Origin of the sequence: Pseudorhodoferax sp. Leaf274 (assembly GCF_001422445.1) — a bacterium.
Classification (GTDB): domain Bacteria; phylum Pseudomonadota; class Gammaproteobacteria; order Burkholderiales; family Burkholderiaceae_C; genus Pseudorhodoferax.
In genome coordinates, this window is the sequence record NZ_LMNA01000005.1 from 191,302 (window position 1) to 209,005 (window position 17,704).

Annotated in this window: 18 protein-coding genes; 11 read left to right on the plus strand and 7 right to left on the minus strand. The window is 72.9% G+C overall.

The window, feature by feature from the left end; translation table 11 throughout:
- Window positions 1-18 precede the first annotated feature (18 nt).
- Both ASF44_RS10155 and ASF44_RS10160 read right to left on the minus strand, forming a co-directional pair.
- A complete protein-coding gene (locus tag ASF44_RS10155; protein WP_056899091.1) occupies window positions 19-1,281 on the minus strand; it encodes a TolC family protein in 1,263 nt (420 codons plus the stop codon).
- 71 nt (window positions 1,282-1,352) lie between these two features.
- Entirely contained in the window at window positions 1,353-1,697 is a 345-nt protein-coding gene (locus ASF44_RS10160; protein WP_056899092.1) for a hypothetical protein, read from the minus strand.
- A 121-nt stretch (window positions 1,698-1,818) separates the two neighbouring features.
- Between ASF44_RS10160 and ASF44_RS10165 the strand changes: the two genes are divergently transcribed.
- The 3 genes from ASF44_RS10165 (at window position 1,819) to ASF44_RS10175 (ending at window position 4,343) form a co-directional block, all read left to right on the plus strand.
- Window positions 1,819-2,496: a heavy metal response regulator transcription factor gene (locus tag ASF44_RS10165; protein WP_056899093.1), complete on the plus strand. Its 678-nt coding sequence runs from the start codon at window positions 1,819-1,821 to the stop codon at window positions 2,494-2,496.
- Window positions 2,497-2,567: 71 nt separating this feature from the next.
- Window positions 2,568-3,911, plus strand: a complete 1,344-nt coding sequence (locus ASF44_RS10170; protein ID WP_235579180.1) for a heavy metal sensor histidine kinase — start codon at window positions 2,568-2,570, stop codon at window positions 3,909-3,911.
- A 66-nt stretch (window positions 3,912-3,977) separates the two neighbouring features.
- Entirely contained in the window at window positions 3,978-4,343 is a 366-nt protein-coding gene (locus ASF44_RS10175; protein ID WP_082524654.1) for a DUF4148 domain-containing protein, read from the plus strand.
- Window positions 4,344-4,353: 10 nt separating this feature from the next.
- On the opposite strand, the gene bluB is transcribed toward ASF44_RS10175, so the two are convergent.
- Window positions 4,354-5,052, minus strand: coding sequence for a 5,6-dimethylbenzimidazole synthase (gene bluB / locus ASF44_RS10180; protein ID WP_082524655.1), 699 nt, complete (start codon window positions 5,050-5,052; stop codon window positions 4,354-4,356).
- Between the two features lie 113 nt (window positions 5,053-5,165).
- Between bluB and ASF44_RS10185 the strand changes: the two genes are divergently transcribed.
- Complete coding sequence (locus ASF44_RS10185; protein WP_056899128.1) at window positions 5,166-7,325, plus strand: autotransporter-associated beta strand repeat-containing protein; 2,160 nt, start codon at window positions 5,166-5,168, stop codon at window positions 7,323-7,325.
- A gap of 56 nt (window positions 7,326-7,381) precedes the next feature.
- Here ASF44_RS10185 and ASF44_RS10190 read toward each other — a convergent pair whose 3' ends face one another.
- A complete protein-coding gene (locus tag ASF44_RS10190; protein ID WP_056899097.1) occupies window positions 7,382-8,257 on the minus strand; it encodes an SDR family oxidoreductase in 876 nt (291 codons plus the stop codon).
- Between the two features lie 104 nt (window positions 8,258-8,361).
- Between ASF44_RS10190 and ASF44_RS10195 the strand changes: the two genes are divergently transcribed.
- Window positions 8,362-9,186, plus strand: coding sequence for a helix-turn-helix transcriptional regulator (locus ASF44_RS10195; RefSeq protein WP_056899098.1), 825 nt, complete (start codon window positions 8,362-8,364; stop codon window positions 9,184-9,186).
- 6 nt (window positions 9,187-9,192) lie between these two features.
- On the opposite strand, the gene ASF44_RS10200 is transcribed toward ASF44_RS10195, so the two are convergent.
- Genes ASF44_RS10200 through ASF44_RS10210 form a run of 3 tightly spaced genes read right to left on the minus strand, consistent with a single transcriptional unit; the run spans window position 9,193 to window position 12,914 of the window.
- Window positions 9,193-11,004 carry a TRAP transporter large permease subunit gene (locus tag ASF44_RS10200; protein ID WP_056899099.1) on the minus strand — a complete coding sequence of 604 codons (1,812 nt, stop codon included), beginning with the start codon at window positions 11,002-11,004 and terminating at the stop codon, window positions 9,193-9,195.
- Complete coding sequence (dctP, locus tag ASF44_RS10205; protein WP_056899100.1) at window positions 11,001-12,038, minus strand: TRAP transporter substrate-binding protein DctP; 1,038 nt, start codon at window positions 12,036-12,038, stop codon at window positions 11,001-11,003. Before dctP ends, ASF44_RS10200 begins: the two co-directional genes overlap by 4 nt.
- A gap of 9 nt (window positions 12,039-12,047) precedes the next feature.
- A complete protein-coding gene (locus tag ASF44_RS10210; protein WP_056899129.1) occupies window positions 12,048-12,914 on the minus strand; it encodes a TRAP transporter TatT component family protein in 867 nt (288 codons plus the stop codon).
- Window positions 12,915-13,026: 112 nt separating this feature from the next.
- On the opposite strand from ASF44_RS10210, the gene ASF44_RS10215 reads away from it, so the two are divergent.
- From ASF44_RS10215 to ASF44_RS10240, 6 genes are all read left to right on the plus strand, one after another.
- Window positions 13,027-14,268: an ABC transporter substrate-binding protein gene (locus tag ASF44_RS10215; RefSeq protein WP_056899101.1), complete on the plus strand. Its 1,242-nt coding sequence runs from the start codon at window positions 13,027-13,029 to the stop codon at window positions 14,266-14,268.
- Between the two features lie 26 nt (window positions 14,269-14,294).
- On the plus strand, window positions 14,295-15,422 hold the full coding sequence (locus tag ASF44_RS10220; RefSeq protein ID WP_056899102.1) for a saccharopine dehydrogenase NADP-binding domain-containing protein: 1,128 nt from the start codon (window positions 14,295-14,297) through the stop codon (window positions 15,420-15,422).
- Entirely contained in the window at window positions 15,409-15,792 is a 384-nt protein-coding gene (locus tag ASF44_RS10225; protein ID WP_082524656.1) for a DoxX-like family protein, read from the plus strand. The genes ASF44_RS10220 and ASF44_RS10225 overlap by 14 nt, the downstream gene beginning before the upstream one ends.
- A complete protein-coding gene (locus ASF44_RS10230) occupies window positions 15,789-16,262 on the plus strand; it encodes a DUF2269 domain-containing protein (RefSeq protein WP_056899104.1) in 474 nt (157 codons plus the stop codon). The genes ASF44_RS10225 and ASF44_RS10230 overlap by 4 nt, the downstream gene beginning before the upstream one ends.
- A 1-nt stretch (window position 16,263) precedes the next feature.
- Complete coding sequence (locus ASF44_RS10235; protein ID WP_056899105.1) at window positions 16,264-16,761, plus strand: SRPBCC family protein; 498 nt, start codon at window positions 16,264-16,266, stop codon at window positions 16,759-16,761.
- Window positions 16,762-16,828: 67 nt separating this feature from the next.
- On the plus strand, window positions 16,829-17,608 hold the full coding sequence (locus tag ASF44_RS10240) for a GNAT family N-acetyltransferase (RefSeq protein ID WP_056899106.1): 780 nt from the start codon (window positions 16,829-16,831) through the stop codon (window positions 17,606-17,608).
- Window positions 17,609-17,704: the final 96 nt, after the last annotated feature.

Genomic DNA, 17,704 nt, shown 5'->3' on the forward strand with positions numbered 1-17,704 from the left:
TTCTTTCGCGGAGGGAGTTCATTGCGGCAGCAGGCCCAGGGCCTGGCGCAGCGCGGAAACGGCCTGGTGCACGGCCACGCGGGCGCGTGCGCCCTGGCGTTCGGCCTCGTAGGCCTCCAGCTCCACGCGCAGGCGGTTGGGCAGGTCGGTCTCGCCCAGGCGGAACGAGGTCTCGAAGAAGCCGCGCGTCTGCACCGCCAGTGCCGTGCGCCGCGCGGCGGCCGTGGCCACGGCCTCGGCCGCGGCCAGGCGCGCGCGCGCCACGGCGGCGTCGGCGGCGAGGCGCTGGGCCTGCAGCGCGCGCTGCTGCTCGGCCTCGATGCGCTCGGCGCTGGCCGTGGCCACCTTGGCGCGGTGGGCCGAGGCCGCGCCCAGCGGCACGCGCACGCCGAAGCTCAGGCTGTGCGCGTTGGACTCGCCGCGCGCGCCGCGCTCGCGGGTGACCAGCAGCGCCAGTTCGGGGTTGGCGCGCTTGCGCACGGCGGCCAGGTCCTGCGCATGGGCGGCCAGGCGCGCGCGGTCGTCGAGTTCGGCCAGCGCGGGATGGGTGGCATCGGCCGGATCGGCCTGCGCCGGCGGCAGCGGCTCGGCGGCGGCACAGGTGTCGGCGTTGCCGGCCACGGGCTGCACGCCCAGCGCCGCCAGCGCCTGGCGCGCCTGCACCACGGCCAGGGCGGCCTGCGCGCTGTCGGCCTCGGCCAGGGCGAGCGCGCCGTCGGCCTGGTTGCGGTCGGCGCGCGCCAGATCGCCGGACGCCACGCGCCGCGCCACGTCGCGCGCCAGCCGCGTGGCACTGTCCTCGCGCGCCGCGGCGGCCTGCTGCTCCAGCAGCGCCAGCTGCAAGGCCCACCAGGCCTCGCGCAGCTCGCCGGCCAGCCGCCATTGCGCGGCCCGCAGCCGGCTCTCCAGCGCCAGGCCCTCGGCGTCGGCCTGGGCCTGCACCAGCCCCTGCTCGCGCGGCAGCCACAGCGGCACGGCCACGCCGGCCTCGATCTCGCGCGCGCCGTCGTTGCCGGTCAGCCGGTCCGACTTGAGCGCGGCCTCCAGCGCCGGTGGCTCGGGTGTCCAGCGGTTCGCGGCCTCGCGCTGGGCCTGGCCGGCATCGCGCCGTGCGGCGGTGCCGGCCTGTTCCGGCTGCCGTGCCCAGGCCTGGGCGAAGGCCTCGGCCAGGCTGCTGGCGGAAACGGGCGGCGTCTGGGCCAGCACCGGCAAGGCGGCCAGCGCCAGCGCAGCGATGCCCAGCCGGCGGCAGGCCCGCCGGGGCGAAAACTTCCAATGCATGCGAATCCTCGTTGCAGCGGACGGCTGTCCGCGAACCGGCCCGTGCGGGGGCCGACCAAAGCCTCAGCGGCTCAGGCGAGGCAGCGGTGGGGCGGGCGGATCAGCCGCTCGGGCACGCCGTCCGTGATGCTGCGCGCGTAGGGCGTGGCGTGCCGCAACTGCGGCAAGGCCGGCGCCAGCGCCGCAGGCCAGCCCAGCAGCGCCGCGCACAGGCCGCCGAGGCAGCCCACGCAATCGAGATGCGGCACCTGCGGGCCGTTGTCGGCCTGCGCGGGCTCGTCCGCGTCCAGGTGCAGGTGGTGGCCGAAGTGCGCCTGCGCGGTCACGGTCTCGTGCCGGCACACCTCGGCCGCCGCCGACCAGGTGGCCTGCAGCACGAGCAAGAGCATCAGCACGACGGAGAGGAAACGGCGCATGGAATGGGTGGTTGCCTGGCAGCAGCGGCGCGAGTGTAGCGGCCGGACCTGGCGCCTGCGCCGCCCGTTCGATGACAAATTTGTCATCGGAACGGCGCCCGGCCGCACCCCACAATGCCGCATGCAATTGCTGGTGATCGAAGACGAAACCAAGCTCGCGCTGTACCTGCAGAAGGGCCTGCGCGAGGAAGGCTTCGCGGTGGACGTGGCGCACGACGGCCTGAGCGGACTGGAGGCCGCCGCGCAGCACCCCTACGACCTCGTCGTGCTCGACGGCATGCTGCCCGGGCTCGACGGCCTGGCCGTGCTGGCCGCGCTGCGCCAGAGCCGCCAGACCCCCGTGCTGATGCTGACCGCGCGCGGCGAGGTCGAGGACCGTGTGCGCGGCCTGCGCAGCGGCGCCGACGACTACCTGGTCAAGCCCTTCGCCTTCTCCGAGCTGGTGGCGCGCATCCAGGTGCTGCTGCGGCGGTCGACCGCCGCGCCGGCCGAGGCCACGGTGCTGCGCCTGGCCGACCTGGAAGTCGACCTGATCCGCCGCCGCGTCGTGCGCGCCGGCCAGCGCGTGGACCTCACCAACAAGGAGTTCAACCTGCTCACGCTGCTGCTGCGCCGCCAGGGCGCGGTGCTGTCGCGCACCGAGCTGGCGGCCCAGGTCTGGGGCATGAACTTCGACAGCGAGACCAACGTGGTCGAGGTGGCCGTGCGCCGGCTGCGCGACAAGGTGGATCGCCCGTTCGAGCGGCCTTTGCTGCACACGGTGCGCGGCATGGGCTACGTGCTCGAAGCGCGCGCATGAGCGATGCACCGGGCCACCCCCAGCCGGCGCGTCCCGGCCTGGCGGCACGGGCCGCGGGCCGGCGAGTGCCTGTGATCCGCAGCCTCGGCGCGCAACTGTCGCTCTGGCTCGCGCTGCAGTCGCTGGCCGGGCTCGGCCTGGTCTGCGGCGCGCTGTACCTGGCGCTGGACTGGACGCTGGCCCAGCGCCGCCACGAGACGCTGGCGCAGAAGGAGACCGCCGTGCGCGAGCTGCTGGCCGAGGGCCGCGCCGAGCACCGCCCCGAGGAGCTGCCGCATGTGCTGGACGACATGCTGGCCGGCCATGGCGACCTGGCGTTGCAGCTGGTCGACGGCGCCGGCCGCACGGTGTTCGTGCGCGCCCTGCCCGCGGACGTGGAAGCGCCGGCGCACCGCTTCGCCGTGGCCGTCGACGGCTGGCCCGCGCCCATGCAGGCCACCTTGCAGCTGGACCCGCGCGCCGACGCCGCGCTGCTGCGGCGCATGGCCTGGCTGCTGGTGCTGGCCGCGCTGGGCGGCACGGCCGTCATCTCGCTGGGCGGCTGGCTGCTGGTGCGCCTGGGCCTGGCGCCCCTGCGCCAGCTGGCGGCGCAGACCGGCCAGCTCGATGCCGACACGTTGGCCCAGCGCCTGGACGGCCGTGCGCAGCCGGCGGAGCTGCAGCCGTTGATCGCGCAGTTCAACGCGCTGCTGGACCGCCTGGCCGCGGCCTACGCGCAGATGGAGGCCTTCAACGCCGACGTGGCGCACGAACTCAACACGCCGCTGGCCACGCTGATCAGCGGCAGCGAGCTGGCGTTGCGCAAGTCGCGCAGCCTGGCCGAGCTGCAGGAGGTGCTGGGTTCCAACCTCGAAGAGCTGGACCGGCTGGCGCACATCGTGGCCGACATGCTGTTCCTCTCGCGCGCGCAACGCGGCATCGGCGCGCGGCGCACGCAGGTGGCCAGCCTGGCGGCACTGGCGGCCGAGGTGGCCGAGTTCCACGAGGCCGCGCTGCAGCAGGCCGCGCTCGTGGTGCGCATCGAGGGCGACGCGGCCGCCGCGGTCGATGCGGGCCTGCTGCAGCGTGCGCTGTCCAACCTGCTCGGCAATGCCACGCGGCATGCCGCGCCGGGCAGCACGGTGTTGCTGCGGATCGCAGGGGATGGGGACCGCACCGAGATCACCGTCGACAACGCCGGCCCGGCCATCGCGCCCGCGCACCTGCCGCGCCTGTTCGACCGCTTCTTCCGGGCCGACCCGGCGCGCAGCCAGGCCGACCAGCACCACGGCCTGGGCCTGGCCATCGTGGCCGCGATCGCGCGCATGCACGGCGGCGGCACGCTGGCCGACTCCAGCGACGGACGCACGCGCATCGGCCTGTGGCTGAGCGCCGCGCAGATGACGCAAACGTCACCGAACGGTGCGGCTTCCTGAGGTTCGGGTTTCCAGAATCGGAGGCACCGCGCAACACCGCGCGGGCCATTCGACAAAGGAAACACCATGACTCGCCCATCCGCCCTCCTGCTCTCCGTGGCCGCTGCCTTCGCACTGGCCCAGCCCGCGTTCGCGTCCGACACCCAGGCTCTCACGCGCGAGCAGGTGCGCGCCCAGGTGCTGCAGGCGCAGGCCCGTGGCCAGCTGCCGGCCGGCGGCGAAGCCGGTGTCTGGGCGGCGCCTGCCACGGGCACGCCGCTGAGCCGCGCACAGGTGCTGCGCGAATTGGCCGCATCCGGCCCCCTGCCCTCGGGCGAGGTCGGCGACATCGGCCAGCTGGCGGCCGACCACCGCGACACGAGCCGCGCCGAAGTGCGCGCGCAGGCCGTGCATGCCGTGCGCGCGGGCGGGTTGCCGGGCGGGGAACTCTGAGCCGGCCTGCCTAACAGGGAAGCACGGCCGGCCATTGGTCCGTCGCCACCATGTCCTGCAGCGACCGGCCCTGGCGCCAGTCCTGCAGCTCCAGCATGGGCTTGGGATAGAACGCCGGCACCGGCCCCAGGCACAGCACGGCGATGGCCTGCGCGCCTGCGGGCAGTTGCAGCAGCTGCCCCAGCGCGGCGGGCTCGAACAGCGAGACCCAGCCCATGCCCAGGTTCTCGGCCCGCGCCGCCAGCCACAGGTTCTGGATCGCGCAGGCGGCCGAGCACAGCGCCATGTCGCGCGGCATCGTGCGCCGGCCGAACAGCGTGCCGTCGTCGGGCGCCAGCACCGCCACCAGCAGTTCCGCGCAGTCGCGCACGCCCTCGACCTTGAGCGCGAGGAACTCGTCGGTCCGCTGCTGCATCGCCGCAGCCGTGGCCAGCCGCTCCTGTTCGACCAGCAGCGCGATGCCTTCGCGCAGCGCGGGGTCGCGCACGCGGATCAGCCGCCAGGGCTGCATCAGGCCGACGGAGGGCGCGCAATGGGCTGCGCGCAGCATGCGCTCGAGCACCTCGTCGGGCACCGACTGCCCAGGAACGAAATGCCGCATGTCGCGGCGCGCGTGCAGCACGCCGTACACGGCGGCCCGGTCCTGCGCGCAGAAGTGGGCTGGCGGTGCGCCACCGGGCGCGGTCAAGAGGCTTTCAGGCTGGGGCATGGCGGCGATTCTCGGCGCCTGGCGGACACGGCCGTCCACGGCACCGGCGTGTCATGACAGCTTCATGGTTCGCTGCCCATACTGCGCGGTTGTTCATCTCTCGCAGCGCACGCATGCCGACTTCCGCCTGTCTCCCCGCCCATCCGAATGCATTCGCGCTGCGCGCCGTCGCCCTGGCCGCGTTGCTGGCGCTGTCTGCCTGCGGCGGCGGGGACGATGCACCCTATGCCATTCCCGCAGCCCCCGCCGGCCTGGGCACCGAGACCATCGACGTCGCCGCGCGCGCGGCGACCAGCATGCCGGCGTCGCGCACCGACGTGCCCAGGTACCGCGAGGATGCCACCGCCTACAACTCCGGCCGGCACGATGCGACAGCCAATGGCAACAACGCCTGCTACGCAGACCACACGACCAACAGCACGCTGCGCATCCTGTCGGGCTTCCTGGACATCTGGGAGCCGTCCGAACGCAAGATGAACGGCTTCAGGGCGTCGAACTACGCTGGCATCTTTGCCGATGGCGCGACCACGCCGGACACCAACGTCGCCGGCAAGGAGGCATGCGACGCGTTTGCCCTGACGGGCTGGAACGGCGTATGGCTCGTTCTCACCACGGACAACACCAACGGCACGGTCGGCCAGGCGCCCACCGCCGGCACGACGGGGACGGTCAAGAACAGCGCGCTGTTCCTGCAGAACATGGCGTACTCGTCCAAGCTCACCACGCAGACCGCCTACACCGATGCGCAGAAGGACGAGATCCGGCTGGACGACACCGGCAACAAGGTCACGCGCACGGTGAAGGGCGGCGCGCTGGGCCCGCTGGGCCAGGCCTGGGACGACCTGGCCAAGAACCCGAGCTCCGGATGGGGCGACACGAACAGCACGACCAACCCTGCGTTCGGTGCCGTGCTGCAGTTCGTCGACAACGCCACGGTGGGCAACATCGCGTCCGACAACGGCCCCAAGGGCTTCTACAAGTTCGCGCGCCCCTACCGATGGTCCGCCGCGGACAGCAGCCTGCCCGAGGTCCGCGTGCTGCCCGAGCTGCTGGCGCGCCGGGCGGCCGGCGCCACGACTGCGGCCGCACAGACCAGCGCCCAGCAGGACTCCGACTTCCCCAGCGGCCACACGGCCGAGTTCGTGCGCTACTCGATGGCCATCGCCTACGTGGCGCCGCAGCGCTTCCACGAAGCCCTGGCGCGTGGCCTGGAGGCCGGCGAGAACCGCATCCGCGCGGGCATGCACTCGGCGCTGGGCGTGATGGGGGGGCGCATGCTCGGCTCGTCGGTCTGGATGCCTTTCCTCAAGGGCGCGGGCGACCGCGCACTGGCCTACACCGAAGCCCAGCGGCTGGCCGTCTTCCAGCAGGCACAACAGCAACTGCGCAGCAAGCTGGGCGTGGCCACGGGCGTCGAACTGTGGAATGCCGCGCACGCGGCCAGCGTCGGCGAGGACCGCTTCTCCGATTTCGCCGCCGCGAAGGCAGAGTACCTGCGCCGCCTGACCTTCGGCTTCGCCAAGGACAGCGCCAAGGCCGGCAGGCCCGCGGTCGTGCCCAAGGGCATGGAGACGCTGCTGGAAACCCGTTTCCCCTACCTGAGCGCCGACCAGCGCCGCGCCGTGCTCAAGACCACAGCCATCGATTCGGGCTATCCCGTGCTGGACGACGAGGAAGGCTTCGGCCGCCTGAACCTGTTCGATGCGGCCAGCGGCTACGGCAGGCTGGAAGCCGACGTGACCGTCACCATGAACGACAGCACCGACGGCTTCTGTGTCTCGGGCTTCTGTTCCTTCGACCGTTGGCGCAACGACATCGGCGGCGCGGGCAAGCTGACCAAGCAGGGCACCGGCACGCTGGCCCTGACGGGCGCCAACACCTACAGCGGCGGCACCATCGTGGCGGCCGGCACCCTGCGTGCGGACTCGGCAACGGCGATGGGCACGGGCGCGGTCTACGTCGATGGCGGCACGCTGGCCACGCACGGCACCCAGGTGCAAGTGGCGGGCACGTACACGCAGAAGTCCGGCACGCTGCGCCTGGCACTGTCCAGCAGCACGGCCGGCACGCTGGTGGTGGGCGACCACGCCGCGCTGGCGGGCGCGCTCCAGGTCACGTTTGCCAACGGCTACGCACCCAAGGCCGGCGACACCATCGTGGTGCTCACCGCCAAGGGCGTGCACAACAGCTTCGCCACCGTGGCCGTGGACGGCTTTGCCAAGTCCACGGTGCGCTATGGCGACACCAGCGTGACGATCACGCTCGCCAGCTGACGCGGCGTCGCGCCCGCGGCCGCGCAGCCTTTGCTGCGCGGGCTGCGTCCGGCGGCTCAGTCCGCGTAGCCCGCGTGCGCGATGTCCGCCAACAGCGTGCTGCCGCGCGGCTGCCAGTCCAGCAGCGCGCGCGTTTGCACGCTCGATGCCGGCATGTCGGCCGCCGCGAAGTGGGCGAACCAGCCGAAATGCGCCGGCTCGCGCGCGGCAACGGGCAGGCCCAGCGCCGCGCCGATGGCCTCGGCGATCTGGCGGAAGGCGATGCCTTCCTCTGCCACCGCGTGGTAGGCCGGCGCGGTGGCGCCCTGCTCCAGCACCAGCCGGTACAGCGTGGCCGCATCGCTGCGGTGCACCGCGGGCCAGCGGTTGCTGCCGTCGCCGATGTAGGCCGACACACCGGTCTGGCGCGCGATGCCCACCAGGATGGGCACGAAGCCATGGTCGCCCCGCCCGTGCACCGAGGGCGCGAGCCTGACCGCCGTGGTGCGTACGCCGCGCGCGGCCAGCGCCCTGGCCGCCGTTTCCGAACGCCGCGGATAGGCCGGCCCTTCCTGCGGCACGTCGTGTTCGGTCGCCATGCGCCCGGGCGCCAGCATGGCCATGCCCGAGGTCACGACCAGGGGCCGGCCCGTGGCGCCGATGGCCTCGCCCATGGCCTCGATGGCCAGGCGGTCCTGGGCTGCGTTCTCGGCGAACTTCGAGAAGTCGTGGTTGAAGGCGGTGTGGACCACGGCCTCGGCCTGCGCGGCCTCGCTGCGCAGCAGCGCGAGGTCGTCCAGCGTGCCGTGCACCACCGCCGCGCCCATGGCCGCGAGGGCGCGGCCCTTGTCCTCGGACCGCGCGAGGCCACGCACACGGTGGCCCGCGTCCACCAACTCCTGCACCACCGCCGAACCCACCCAGCCGGTGGCCCCTGTCACGAACACTTGCATGTCTTGCTCCGTTGATTGCACGGATAGAGTGTGGTGCGCGGGCGCGTTCCGGTGAAGCCGGGACCTTATCCCGGTATAGCTTCTACCCCCTTCGATTGCGTTCCATGGCCGAGCCGACCGCCCTTGCCGATTACCTCAAGTCCTGCCGCGCGCGGCTCGATCCGCGCGCGCTCGGCTACACGCAGGAACGACGCCGCACGCCGGGCCTGCGGCGCGAGGAGGTGGCCCTGCGCGCGCACATCAGCCCCACCTGGTACACCTGGCTCGAACAGGGCCGCGGCGGCCCGCCCTCGGCCGAGGTGCTGGAACGCATCGCGCAGGCGCTGTTGCTGACCGAGGTGGAGCGCGCCCACCTGTTCCTGCTCGGCCTGGGCCATCCGCCCGAGGTGCGGCCGCGGCCACCCAGCGGCATCACGCCGCGGCTGCAGCGCGTGCTCGACGCCATGCCCGACAGCCCCGCGATGGTCCGCACCGTGACCTGGGACGTGGTGGCCTGGAACCAGGCCGCGGCCGCCGTGCTGACCGACTACGGCGCGCTGCCGCCGTCCGAGCGCAACGTGCTGCGCATGATGTTCCTGAACCCGCACACGCGCGCCGCGCAGTTCGACTGGCACAGCGTGGCGCGTTTCCTGGTCGCGGTGTTCCGGGCCGATGTGGCGCGGGCCGGCGCGGGCGCGGCGGTGCAGCCCTTCGTCGAGGAACTCGGTGCCGCCAGCCCCGAGTTCGCGGCACTGTGGCGCGGCAGCGATGTGCGCGAGTTCGGCGAAGGCTTGAAGCGCCTGAACCACCGCCAGCTCGGCGAGATCGAACTGGAGTATTCGGCCTTCGCCGTCGATGGACGGCCCGACCTGGCCATGGTGGTCTACAACCCCGGTTCGCCGGCCGACGCACAGCGTATCCGCGCGCTGGTCGCCGCCCGCGGGGCCTGACGCGGCTCAGCGCAGCAGATTCGGCAACCCCGTCGACAACCCCGGCCACAGCGCGATCAGCAGCGTGCCCGCGAAGATCGCCAGCATGGCCGGCAGCACCGAGCGCGCCACGTAGGGAATGCTCTTGCCGAACATGGCCGAGGCGAAATAGATGTTCATGCCGGCCGGCGGGCACAGGAAGCCGGCCTCCATCGCCGCCAGGAAGATGATGCCGAAGTGCACCGGGTCCAGCCCGTAGCTCAGCGCCAGCGGCAGCAGCAGCGGCACCAGCACCGCGAGCGCCGCGAAGATCTCCATGAGCGCGGCGGCCACGAACAGGAAGGCGCACAGCGCGAGCAAGAAGACGTACTTGTTCGGGATCGCGGCCTGCACCCAGTCCACCGCCAGCTCGGGGATGCCGGCGTCGACGAGGAAGTTGGTCAGCGCCAGCGCCATGCCCAGGATCAGCATCACGCCGCCGATGACCTGCGCGCATTCGGCCAGGCAGCGGCCCAGGGCGCGCCAATCTAGTTCGCGGTGCACCAGGCCCTGCGTGGCGAGCGCGTAGGCGGCCGTCAGCGCGGCGCTCTCCGTCGGCGTGGCCAGGCCGCTGACGAGCGCGCCGATGGCGACGAAGGGCGCGGCGACTTCCCACTTCGCCGCCCACAGCGCGGCGCGCACGGCGGCGAAGTCTGCACGCGGCGGCGCCTGCACCGCCGCGGCCTGCCCCGTGCGCAGGTAGCCGCCCAGCAGCAGCAGGCAGGCCACCATCACCAGCGCGGGCACCAGCCCGGCCAGGAACATGGTCTCGATGGGCACGCGCGCGATCACGGCGTACATGATCAGCGGCACCGAGGGCGCCAGCAGCACGCCCAGCGCGCTCGCACTGGTCACCATGCCGATGCCGCGCTGCTCGGGGTAGCCCGACTGGCGCAGCAGCGGCAGCAACAGGCCACCCAATGCGAGGATGGTCACGCCGCTGCCGCCCGTGAACGCGGTGAAGGCCGAGCACAGCAGCGCGGCCGCCAGCACCGTGCCGCGCGGCCCGCCGCCGAACAGCACCACGAACAATGCGCCCAGCCGCTGTGCCGCACCCGTGCGTGCGAAGGCCAGGCCCGCCAGCGTGAACAGCGGCAGCGCAGGCAGCGAGGGATTGACCGTGATCTGGTAGTGCGACAGCGCGATCGAGGCCAGCGGCAGGCCCTCGCTCCAGAACAGCGCGAGCGCCAGGCCGCCCAGCACGGCGAACACCGGCGCGCCAGCCAGCAGCAGCACCAGCAGCACGGCGAGGGCCGGCGCCAGCGGCAGGGCCGTCTGCCCGGCCAGCGCGGCGGTCCACCACCCGGCCAGGGGCAAAGCGGTGGCTGCGGCGACGCGCAGCGGCGGCTGCGTGCCGACGCGCGCGCCCAGCCGCAGGCCCAGCAGCACGAAGCCCAGCGGCAGGCAGGCCTGCACCCACCAGACCGGCATGCCATAGGCCAGCACCTGGCCGGCAGCCCGCTCGGCCGCGACGAGCTGCCAGCCCGCATGCGCCAGCATGCCGCACAGCAGCGCCGAGCCGCCGGCCGCCAGCATGCGCACGCGCGCCTGCGTGGCCGCGCTGCCCAGGCGGTCCAGGCTGCCGCCCAGGCTGGTCAGGTGCCCGAGCCGCTCGGCCGCGATGGCGCCGGACATCGCCACCACCAGCCCCAGGTGCTGCACCAGCACGGCGGCGTTGTCCACGCCGCGGCCCATGAGCGGGCGCAGCGCCATCTCCGCCAGCGGAATGGCCACCATCAGCGCCAGCGCGATGCCAGCGGGCAGCGCGTCGAGCCGCGCCAGCCTGCGCAGCACGTTCACTTGCCGCGGCTGGCGCGGAACGCCTTGAGGTGGGCGAAGACCTCGTCGAAGGTCTCGGCCGGCACCATGCTGCCGCGGATGCGCGGGTACAGCGCCTCGGCCAGCGCGTTCCACTCGCGCATCTGCTCGGCGTTGGGCGTGTGCACGACCAGGCCGCGCTTCTTCATCGCGGCGACGGCCTCGTCGACTTCGGCGCGGGCCTGGGTGCGCATCTGCTTGCCGGCCTGCTCGCCGGCCGTGCGCAGCGCCTGCTGCACGGCGGGGGCCATGCCGTCCCAGGCCTTCTTCGTGACGATGAGCGCGCCGACGATGGGCGCCCAGTTGATGTCCAGCATGTGCGGCGCCGTGTCGTAGACCTGGCTGGCCAGCGCGAAGTACGGCGTGGACGGCACCACGCTGATCATGCCGGTCTGCAGCGAAGGCAGCACGTCGGCCGTCTCCAGCGGCACAGGCGTGTAGCCCAGGCTCTTCATGATGGCCTGCTGCTCGGGCTCCGAGCCCCAGGCGAAGAACTTCATGCGCTTGTAGTCGTCGGGCCGCACCGCGGCCTCCCTGGAGAAGAAGCGCACCCAGCCGGCATCGCCCCAGCCCAGCACGACGAAGCCGCGGTCCGCGAAGCGCTGCTCCATGGCCGGGCGCATCTTTTCGCGCACGTGGTCGACCTCGTCCCAGCCGCGGAACAGGAGCGGCAGGTTCTGCAGCGCGGCGATGCCGGGCTCGATCTCGCGCAGGCCCACCACCGACATCAGCGCGCCCTGCAGCTGCCCGATGCGCATGCGCCGCGCCATCTCGGCCTCGCCGCCCTGGCTGCCGTCGGTGAACACCGTGAAGCGGCCCTGCCCGCCCTGCGCGGCGCGCCAGGCCTCGCCCAGCACCAGCAGCTGCTGGTGGTAGGGGGAGTTGCGCGGCACCAGAGAGCCGATGCGCAGCTGCTGCGGTGCCTGGGCCTGGCTCGTCCCTGCGATGGCGAAACCAGCAAGGGCCAGGCCGATCTGGCGGCGGCGCAGGGCGGTGGGCGAGGAAGGGGTCGTCATGTGGGGCGTTCAGTACCTGTCGTCGATGGTGTCCAGCAACCACTGGGCACGTTCGCCCATGGCCTGGTTGCCGAGATCGGGGTGCGCGGCGGCAACCTGCAGGGCCTGGCGCAGCAGGCGCTCGAACTGCGCGCGGTCGTCCCCGGCCAGGGCCTCGGCCCGCGCCACGAAGACGCCTGCATTGCGGCCCGCGCCGTAGCGCTCGGCCGCGTCGAACAGGCGCGCGGCCTCGGCCTGGCTGCCGCCCGGCCGTGCCGCCTCGAAGTGGGCAACCAGGCTGGCCAGCGCGCCGGCCCCGTGGCCGGGCGCAACGCCGAAGGCCAGGCGCGCAAGCCGTGCGGCCAATGGCAGGTCGGCCACCACGTCGGGCTGGTCGGTGGACAGCGCGATGCGCGCGCCCCAGGCGGCCGCGGCCCAGTAGGCCAGGCCGACATGGTCGGCATCGAGCCGCGGCGCGTCGGACGACAGCTGGCGCAGGAAGCCGGGCTGGCGCTGCTCCAGCGCGGCCAGCGCGTGGCGCTGGGCCCGCGCATACAGCTTCGCGGCGCGCTGGCGCAGGCGCTGCGCAGCGGCAGCGTCGCGGCTCTCCAGGCGGTCGGCATCGAAGGCCACGAAGGCGTACGCGTACTGCGTGAAGCCGCTGGCCACGGCCTCGGCCAGAGCCGCATGCCCGGGCACCTGCTGCAGCAACGCTTCGGAGAGCTTGAGCTGGAACGCGCTGGCCTCGCGCACGAGTTGCAGGTCGTCCTCCTGCGTGGTGGACGGCGCGGCCAGCGCATCGGCGGCGCGGTTCAGCACCAGGCGGCTGGGCGAGCAGGCTGCGAGCAGTGCCAGGCAGAGGACCGAAGCGAAGACCGATGCGAGAAGACGCCGCACGTGCAAGAGATCAGGGCATGTGATGCGGGCATGCTAGACAGGCTCGGTGAAGCTGCGGTGACACGGGCCGGGCTAGACTTCCGGCCAGCGCCGCGCCTCCCGAGAACTCCTCATGACGTCCCCGAAGCACCGTTTTTCCTTCGCACGCGGCCTGCACGACAGCGCCGCCGCCCTGCTCGGCCTCGCACTCGCATGCGCACCCGCCGGCCCCGCCTTCGCCCAGAAGCGCTACGACCCAGGCGCCAGCGACACCGAGGTGCGCATCGGCCACATCGGTCCCTACTCGGGCCCGGCCTCGGCCTACGCCACCATCGGCAAGGCCGCCAGCGCCTACATCGCCAAGGTCAATGCCGAAGGTGGCGTCCACGGCCGCAGGATCGTGCTGCTCAGCGTGGACGACGGCTACAACCCGGCCAAGACGGTCGAACAGGCCCGCAAGCTGGTCGAGCACGACGAGGTGCTCGCGCTGTTCGCCCCGCTGGGCACGGCGCAGAACCTCGCGATCCAGCGCTACATGAACGCGAAGAAGGTGCCGCAGCTGTTCGTGGGCACGGGCGCCACGCGCTTCGGCGATGCCAAGGCCTTCCCGTGGACCATGGGCTGGCAGCCCACCTACCAGGACGAGGCACGCATCTACGCCCGGCACATCCTGGCCACGCGGCCGCAGGCCAGGGTGGCCGTGCTGCTGCAGAACGACGACTTCGGCAGGGACTACTTGAAGGGCTTCGTGGACGCGCTGGGCGACAGGGCCGCGGCCATGGTCGTGGCCCAGGCCAGCTACGAGGTGAGCGACGCCACCATCGACAGCCAGCTCATCGCGCTGAAGGCCAGCGGCGCCGACGTGTTCTTCAACATCGCCACGCCCAAGTTCGCGGCGCAGGCGATCCGCAAGGCCGCGGAGACGGGCTGGCGGCCCGTGCAGTACCTGGCCAGCGTGTCGATCTTCGTGCAGGCCGTGCTGCAGCCGGCGGGCCTGGACAACGCCACCGGCGTGATCTCGGCCTCGTTCATCCGCGACCCCGACGACGCCACGCTCCAGGGCACGCGCGAGCTGGCCGACTACCGCGCCTTCATGCGCCAGTACTACCCCCAGGGCGAACCCGGCGACTTCCTCAACGTGCTGGGCTACTCCCAGGCCCAGACCCTGGTGCAGACCATCCGCCAGGCCGGCGACGAGCTCACGCGCGAGAACCTCATGCGCCAGGCCGCCAACCTGTCGATGACGCTGCCCATGCTGTACCCCGGCATCGAGGTGAAGACCGGCCCGGACGACTACCGGCCGATCCAGCAGGTGCAGCTGGTGCGCTTCAACGGCACGCGGTACGAGGCGCTGGGCCAGCCGGTGGGCAAATGAGGCCCGATGGCGCGGCCGGTCGGCCGATGAAGACCATCGTCCTGGGTGGCTACGGCAACTTCGGTGCGCGCATCTGCCGCGCGCTGGCCGCCGACACCGGCATCGCGCTGCTGGTGGCAGGCCGCGATGCGGCACGCGCGCAGGCCCTGGCCAGCGGACTGGGTCCGCGCGCCAGCGCCGTCGCGCTCGACCTGCAACGCAGCGACCTGGCGGCGCAGCTGCGCGCGCTGGGCGTGGAGCTGGTGATCCACACCGCCGGCCCATTTCAGGCGCAGGGCTATGCGGTCGCCCAGGCAGCCGCGGCGGCCGGCGCCCACTACCTGGACCTGGCCGACGGCAGGCGCTTCGTCTGCGACTTTCCCGCCGCGCTCGATACCACGTTCCGCCAGGCCGGCCGCACCGCCATCAGCGGCGCCAGCACCGTGCCGGCCCTGTCCGGCGCCGTCGTCGATGCGCTGTGCGCGGGCTGGCAGCAGATCGACCGCATCGACATCTGCATCGCGCCGGCGCAGACCGCGCCGCGCGGCGACGCCACGCTGGCCGGCGTGCTGAGCTACTGCGGCGAGCCCGTGCCGGTGTGGCTGGACGGCCGCTGGCAGGCACGCCGCGGCTGGGGCGGCCTGCAGCGCCAGCACTTTGCGCGCATGCGCCCGCGCCTGGGCGCACTGTGCGACATCCCCGATCTCGAGCTGTTCCCGGCCCGCTATGCCGTGCGCGAGACCGTGGTGTTCCGGGCCGCGGTGGAGGTCGGCCCGTCGCAGCGCATGCTGGCCATGCTGTCGGCGCTGCGCGCCGCCCGGCTCATCCCCCCGCCCGCGCGCTGGGCGCCGGCGCTGAACCGCGCGGGACGGCTGTTCGACCCCTTCGGCTCGGGCCTGGGCGGCATGGTGGTGCGGGTGGCGGGCGTGGACGGCCAGGGCCACGCCGCCGCGCGGGCCTGGCACATCGCCGCCGACCACGACCACGGCCCGGAGATTCCCTGCATGGCGGCCATCCTGCTGGCCCGCCGCCTGGCCGCGGCACCGGGCCCGGCCCTGCCGGCCGGCGCCTTCACGGCCGCCGGACATCTCGCGCTGGCCGACTTCGCGCCCGAGTTCGCCCGCTGGGGCATGGTCACGGATCTCGAGGAAGGCTCGGCCCATGCCGCCGGCTGAACGTCCGGCCGCGCTGGGCGTGCTGCGCGCAAGCCTGGTGTTCGTCTGGCTCGCCACGGCTGTCGTCAGCGTGGTGGAACGCGAGGGCCAGTCCGCCCTGCTGCTGCAACAGGCCGGATGGACCGATGCCGCGGCCATCCGCACCGTGGTGTTCGCGGGGGCAGGCGCAGACCTGTTGCTGGGCCTGGCCATGGCGCTGCGCCCCGGCCGGTGGGTCTACTGGGCCGCCCTGGGCGTGATGGCACTCATGACGCTGGCCGCCACGCTGCTGTTGCCCGCCCTGTGGCTGCACCCCCTGGGACCGCTGACCAAGAACATTCCGCTGGCGGCGGGCCTGTGGCTGCTGCTGCGCGAAGAGGCACGGCGGTGAGCGGCTACCTGCTGGTCAAGTGGTTGCATATTTTGTCCAGCGTGGTGCTGGTGGGCACGGGCTTCGGCTCGGCCTTCTACATGTTCTTCGGCAACCGCAGCGGCAGCGTCGCGGCCCAGGCCGTGATCAGCCGGCTGGTGGTGCGTGCGGACTGGTGGTTCACCACGCCGGCGGCCGTCTTCCAGCCGCTGTCGGGCCTGTGGCTCGCCCATGCCGCGGGCTGGCCGCTGTCCACCCCCTGGCTGCTGCTGGCACTGCTGCTCTATGCCTTCGCCGGGGCCTGCTGGCTGCCGGTCGTCTGGCTGCAGCTGCGCATGGCGCGCATGGCACAGGAGGCCGCGCGCGACGGCACGCCCCTGCCCGCGCCATTCGACCGCCACCGCCGCTGGTGGGAAGGCCTGGGCTATCCGGCCTTCGTCGCCATGCTGGCCATCTTCTACCTGATGGTCGCCAAGCCGGCCTGGCCTTGAGATGGCGCACAGAAAGCTGGAGTTCGCCATGCCCGCCCCGGCCGAGGTGGTGTTCGACGCGTTCCACTACCACCGCTGGCGCGTGCACTGGGATTCGCTGGTGTCGCGCACCCGGGTGCACGGCGGCGCCCCCTGCCCCAGCGTGGGGGCCGTCAGCGAGAACACCGGCGGGGGCTGGCTGCGCAGCCTGTCGATGCGCACCCGCTTCGTCAGCTACGACCCGCCGGTCCTCGCCGCGGCCAGCATGGTCGGGCAGTCTTTCCCGTTCGCGCGCTGGGCCGCCTCCATGCGCCACCAGCCGCTGCCGGACGGCCGTTCCGTGCTGGTCTACACCTACACCTTCTCGGTCGCGCCCAGGGCGCTGGCCTGGCTGCTGGAGCCCGTGGTCGACCGCATCTTCCTGCGGGCCACGCGCAAGCGCTTCGCGCGCCTGCAGAAGTTTCTCGCCACCCACGGCGATGCGGTACAGGCGTGGCGGTCGAGCCACAGGCCCGACTAGCCAGCCAGGCGCCCAGCGCGCGACACTGCGCGAAACCAAGAACAACCCAGCCCGGAGACTTGCCGCGATGTCCCCAGAGCACCCGCCCGGCCTGCACCTGCGCGCCTTCGCCGGCGACGCCGACTTTCCCGCGATGGCCGAGGTGGCCAACGCCGTGTTCGCCGCCGACCGCATGGGCTGGGTGCGCACGCCCCAGCACATACGCGAGGACTACGCCCGCCTGCCGCGCTTCGACCCGCTGCGCGACCTCGTGATGGCCGAGTGCGACGGCCGTCTGGTGGGCTACGTGCGCAGCGCGCACTGGACCGACGCGCATGGGTGCCTGGTGCAGGCCCAGATCGGCTTCGTCCACCCGGCCTGGCGCCGCCGCGGCATCGGCCGCGCGCTGCTGCACTGGGTGGAGGCCAGGCAGCGCGCGTTCGCCCAGGGCCAGAACGCCCCCTCCGTGCACCATGTCTTCGTGACCGAGGGCGAGACCGGGCGCAGCGCCGTGCTGCAGCGCGCCGGCTATGCGCCGGCGCGGCATTTCCTGCACATGCAGCGGCCCACGCTGGACGACATTCCCGCGCCGGCGCTGCCCGAAGGCTTCGACGTGCGGCCGGTGCAGCCCGAGCACCTGCGCGCCATCTTCGACGCCCACATGGAGGCCCTGCAGGGGCACTGGGATGTCGCCCCGCCCAAGCCGGGCGACTTCGAGCGCTGGACGACGTTGCCGACCTTCCAGCCCCGGCTGTGGCAGGTGGCCTGGCACACCGCGAGCGGCCGCGTGGCCGGCCAGGTCAAGCCCTTCATCAACGCCGAGCAGAACGCCACGCAGAACCTCCGACGCGGCGAGACGGAGTTCTGAGGTTGCCCCTGAAAACCGGAGTGCGTAGCCCGATCTTCAAGCGGCAGATTTGCGCTGCGCCGCCAACCAGCGTTGTTCGAACTGCATCGGGCTGAG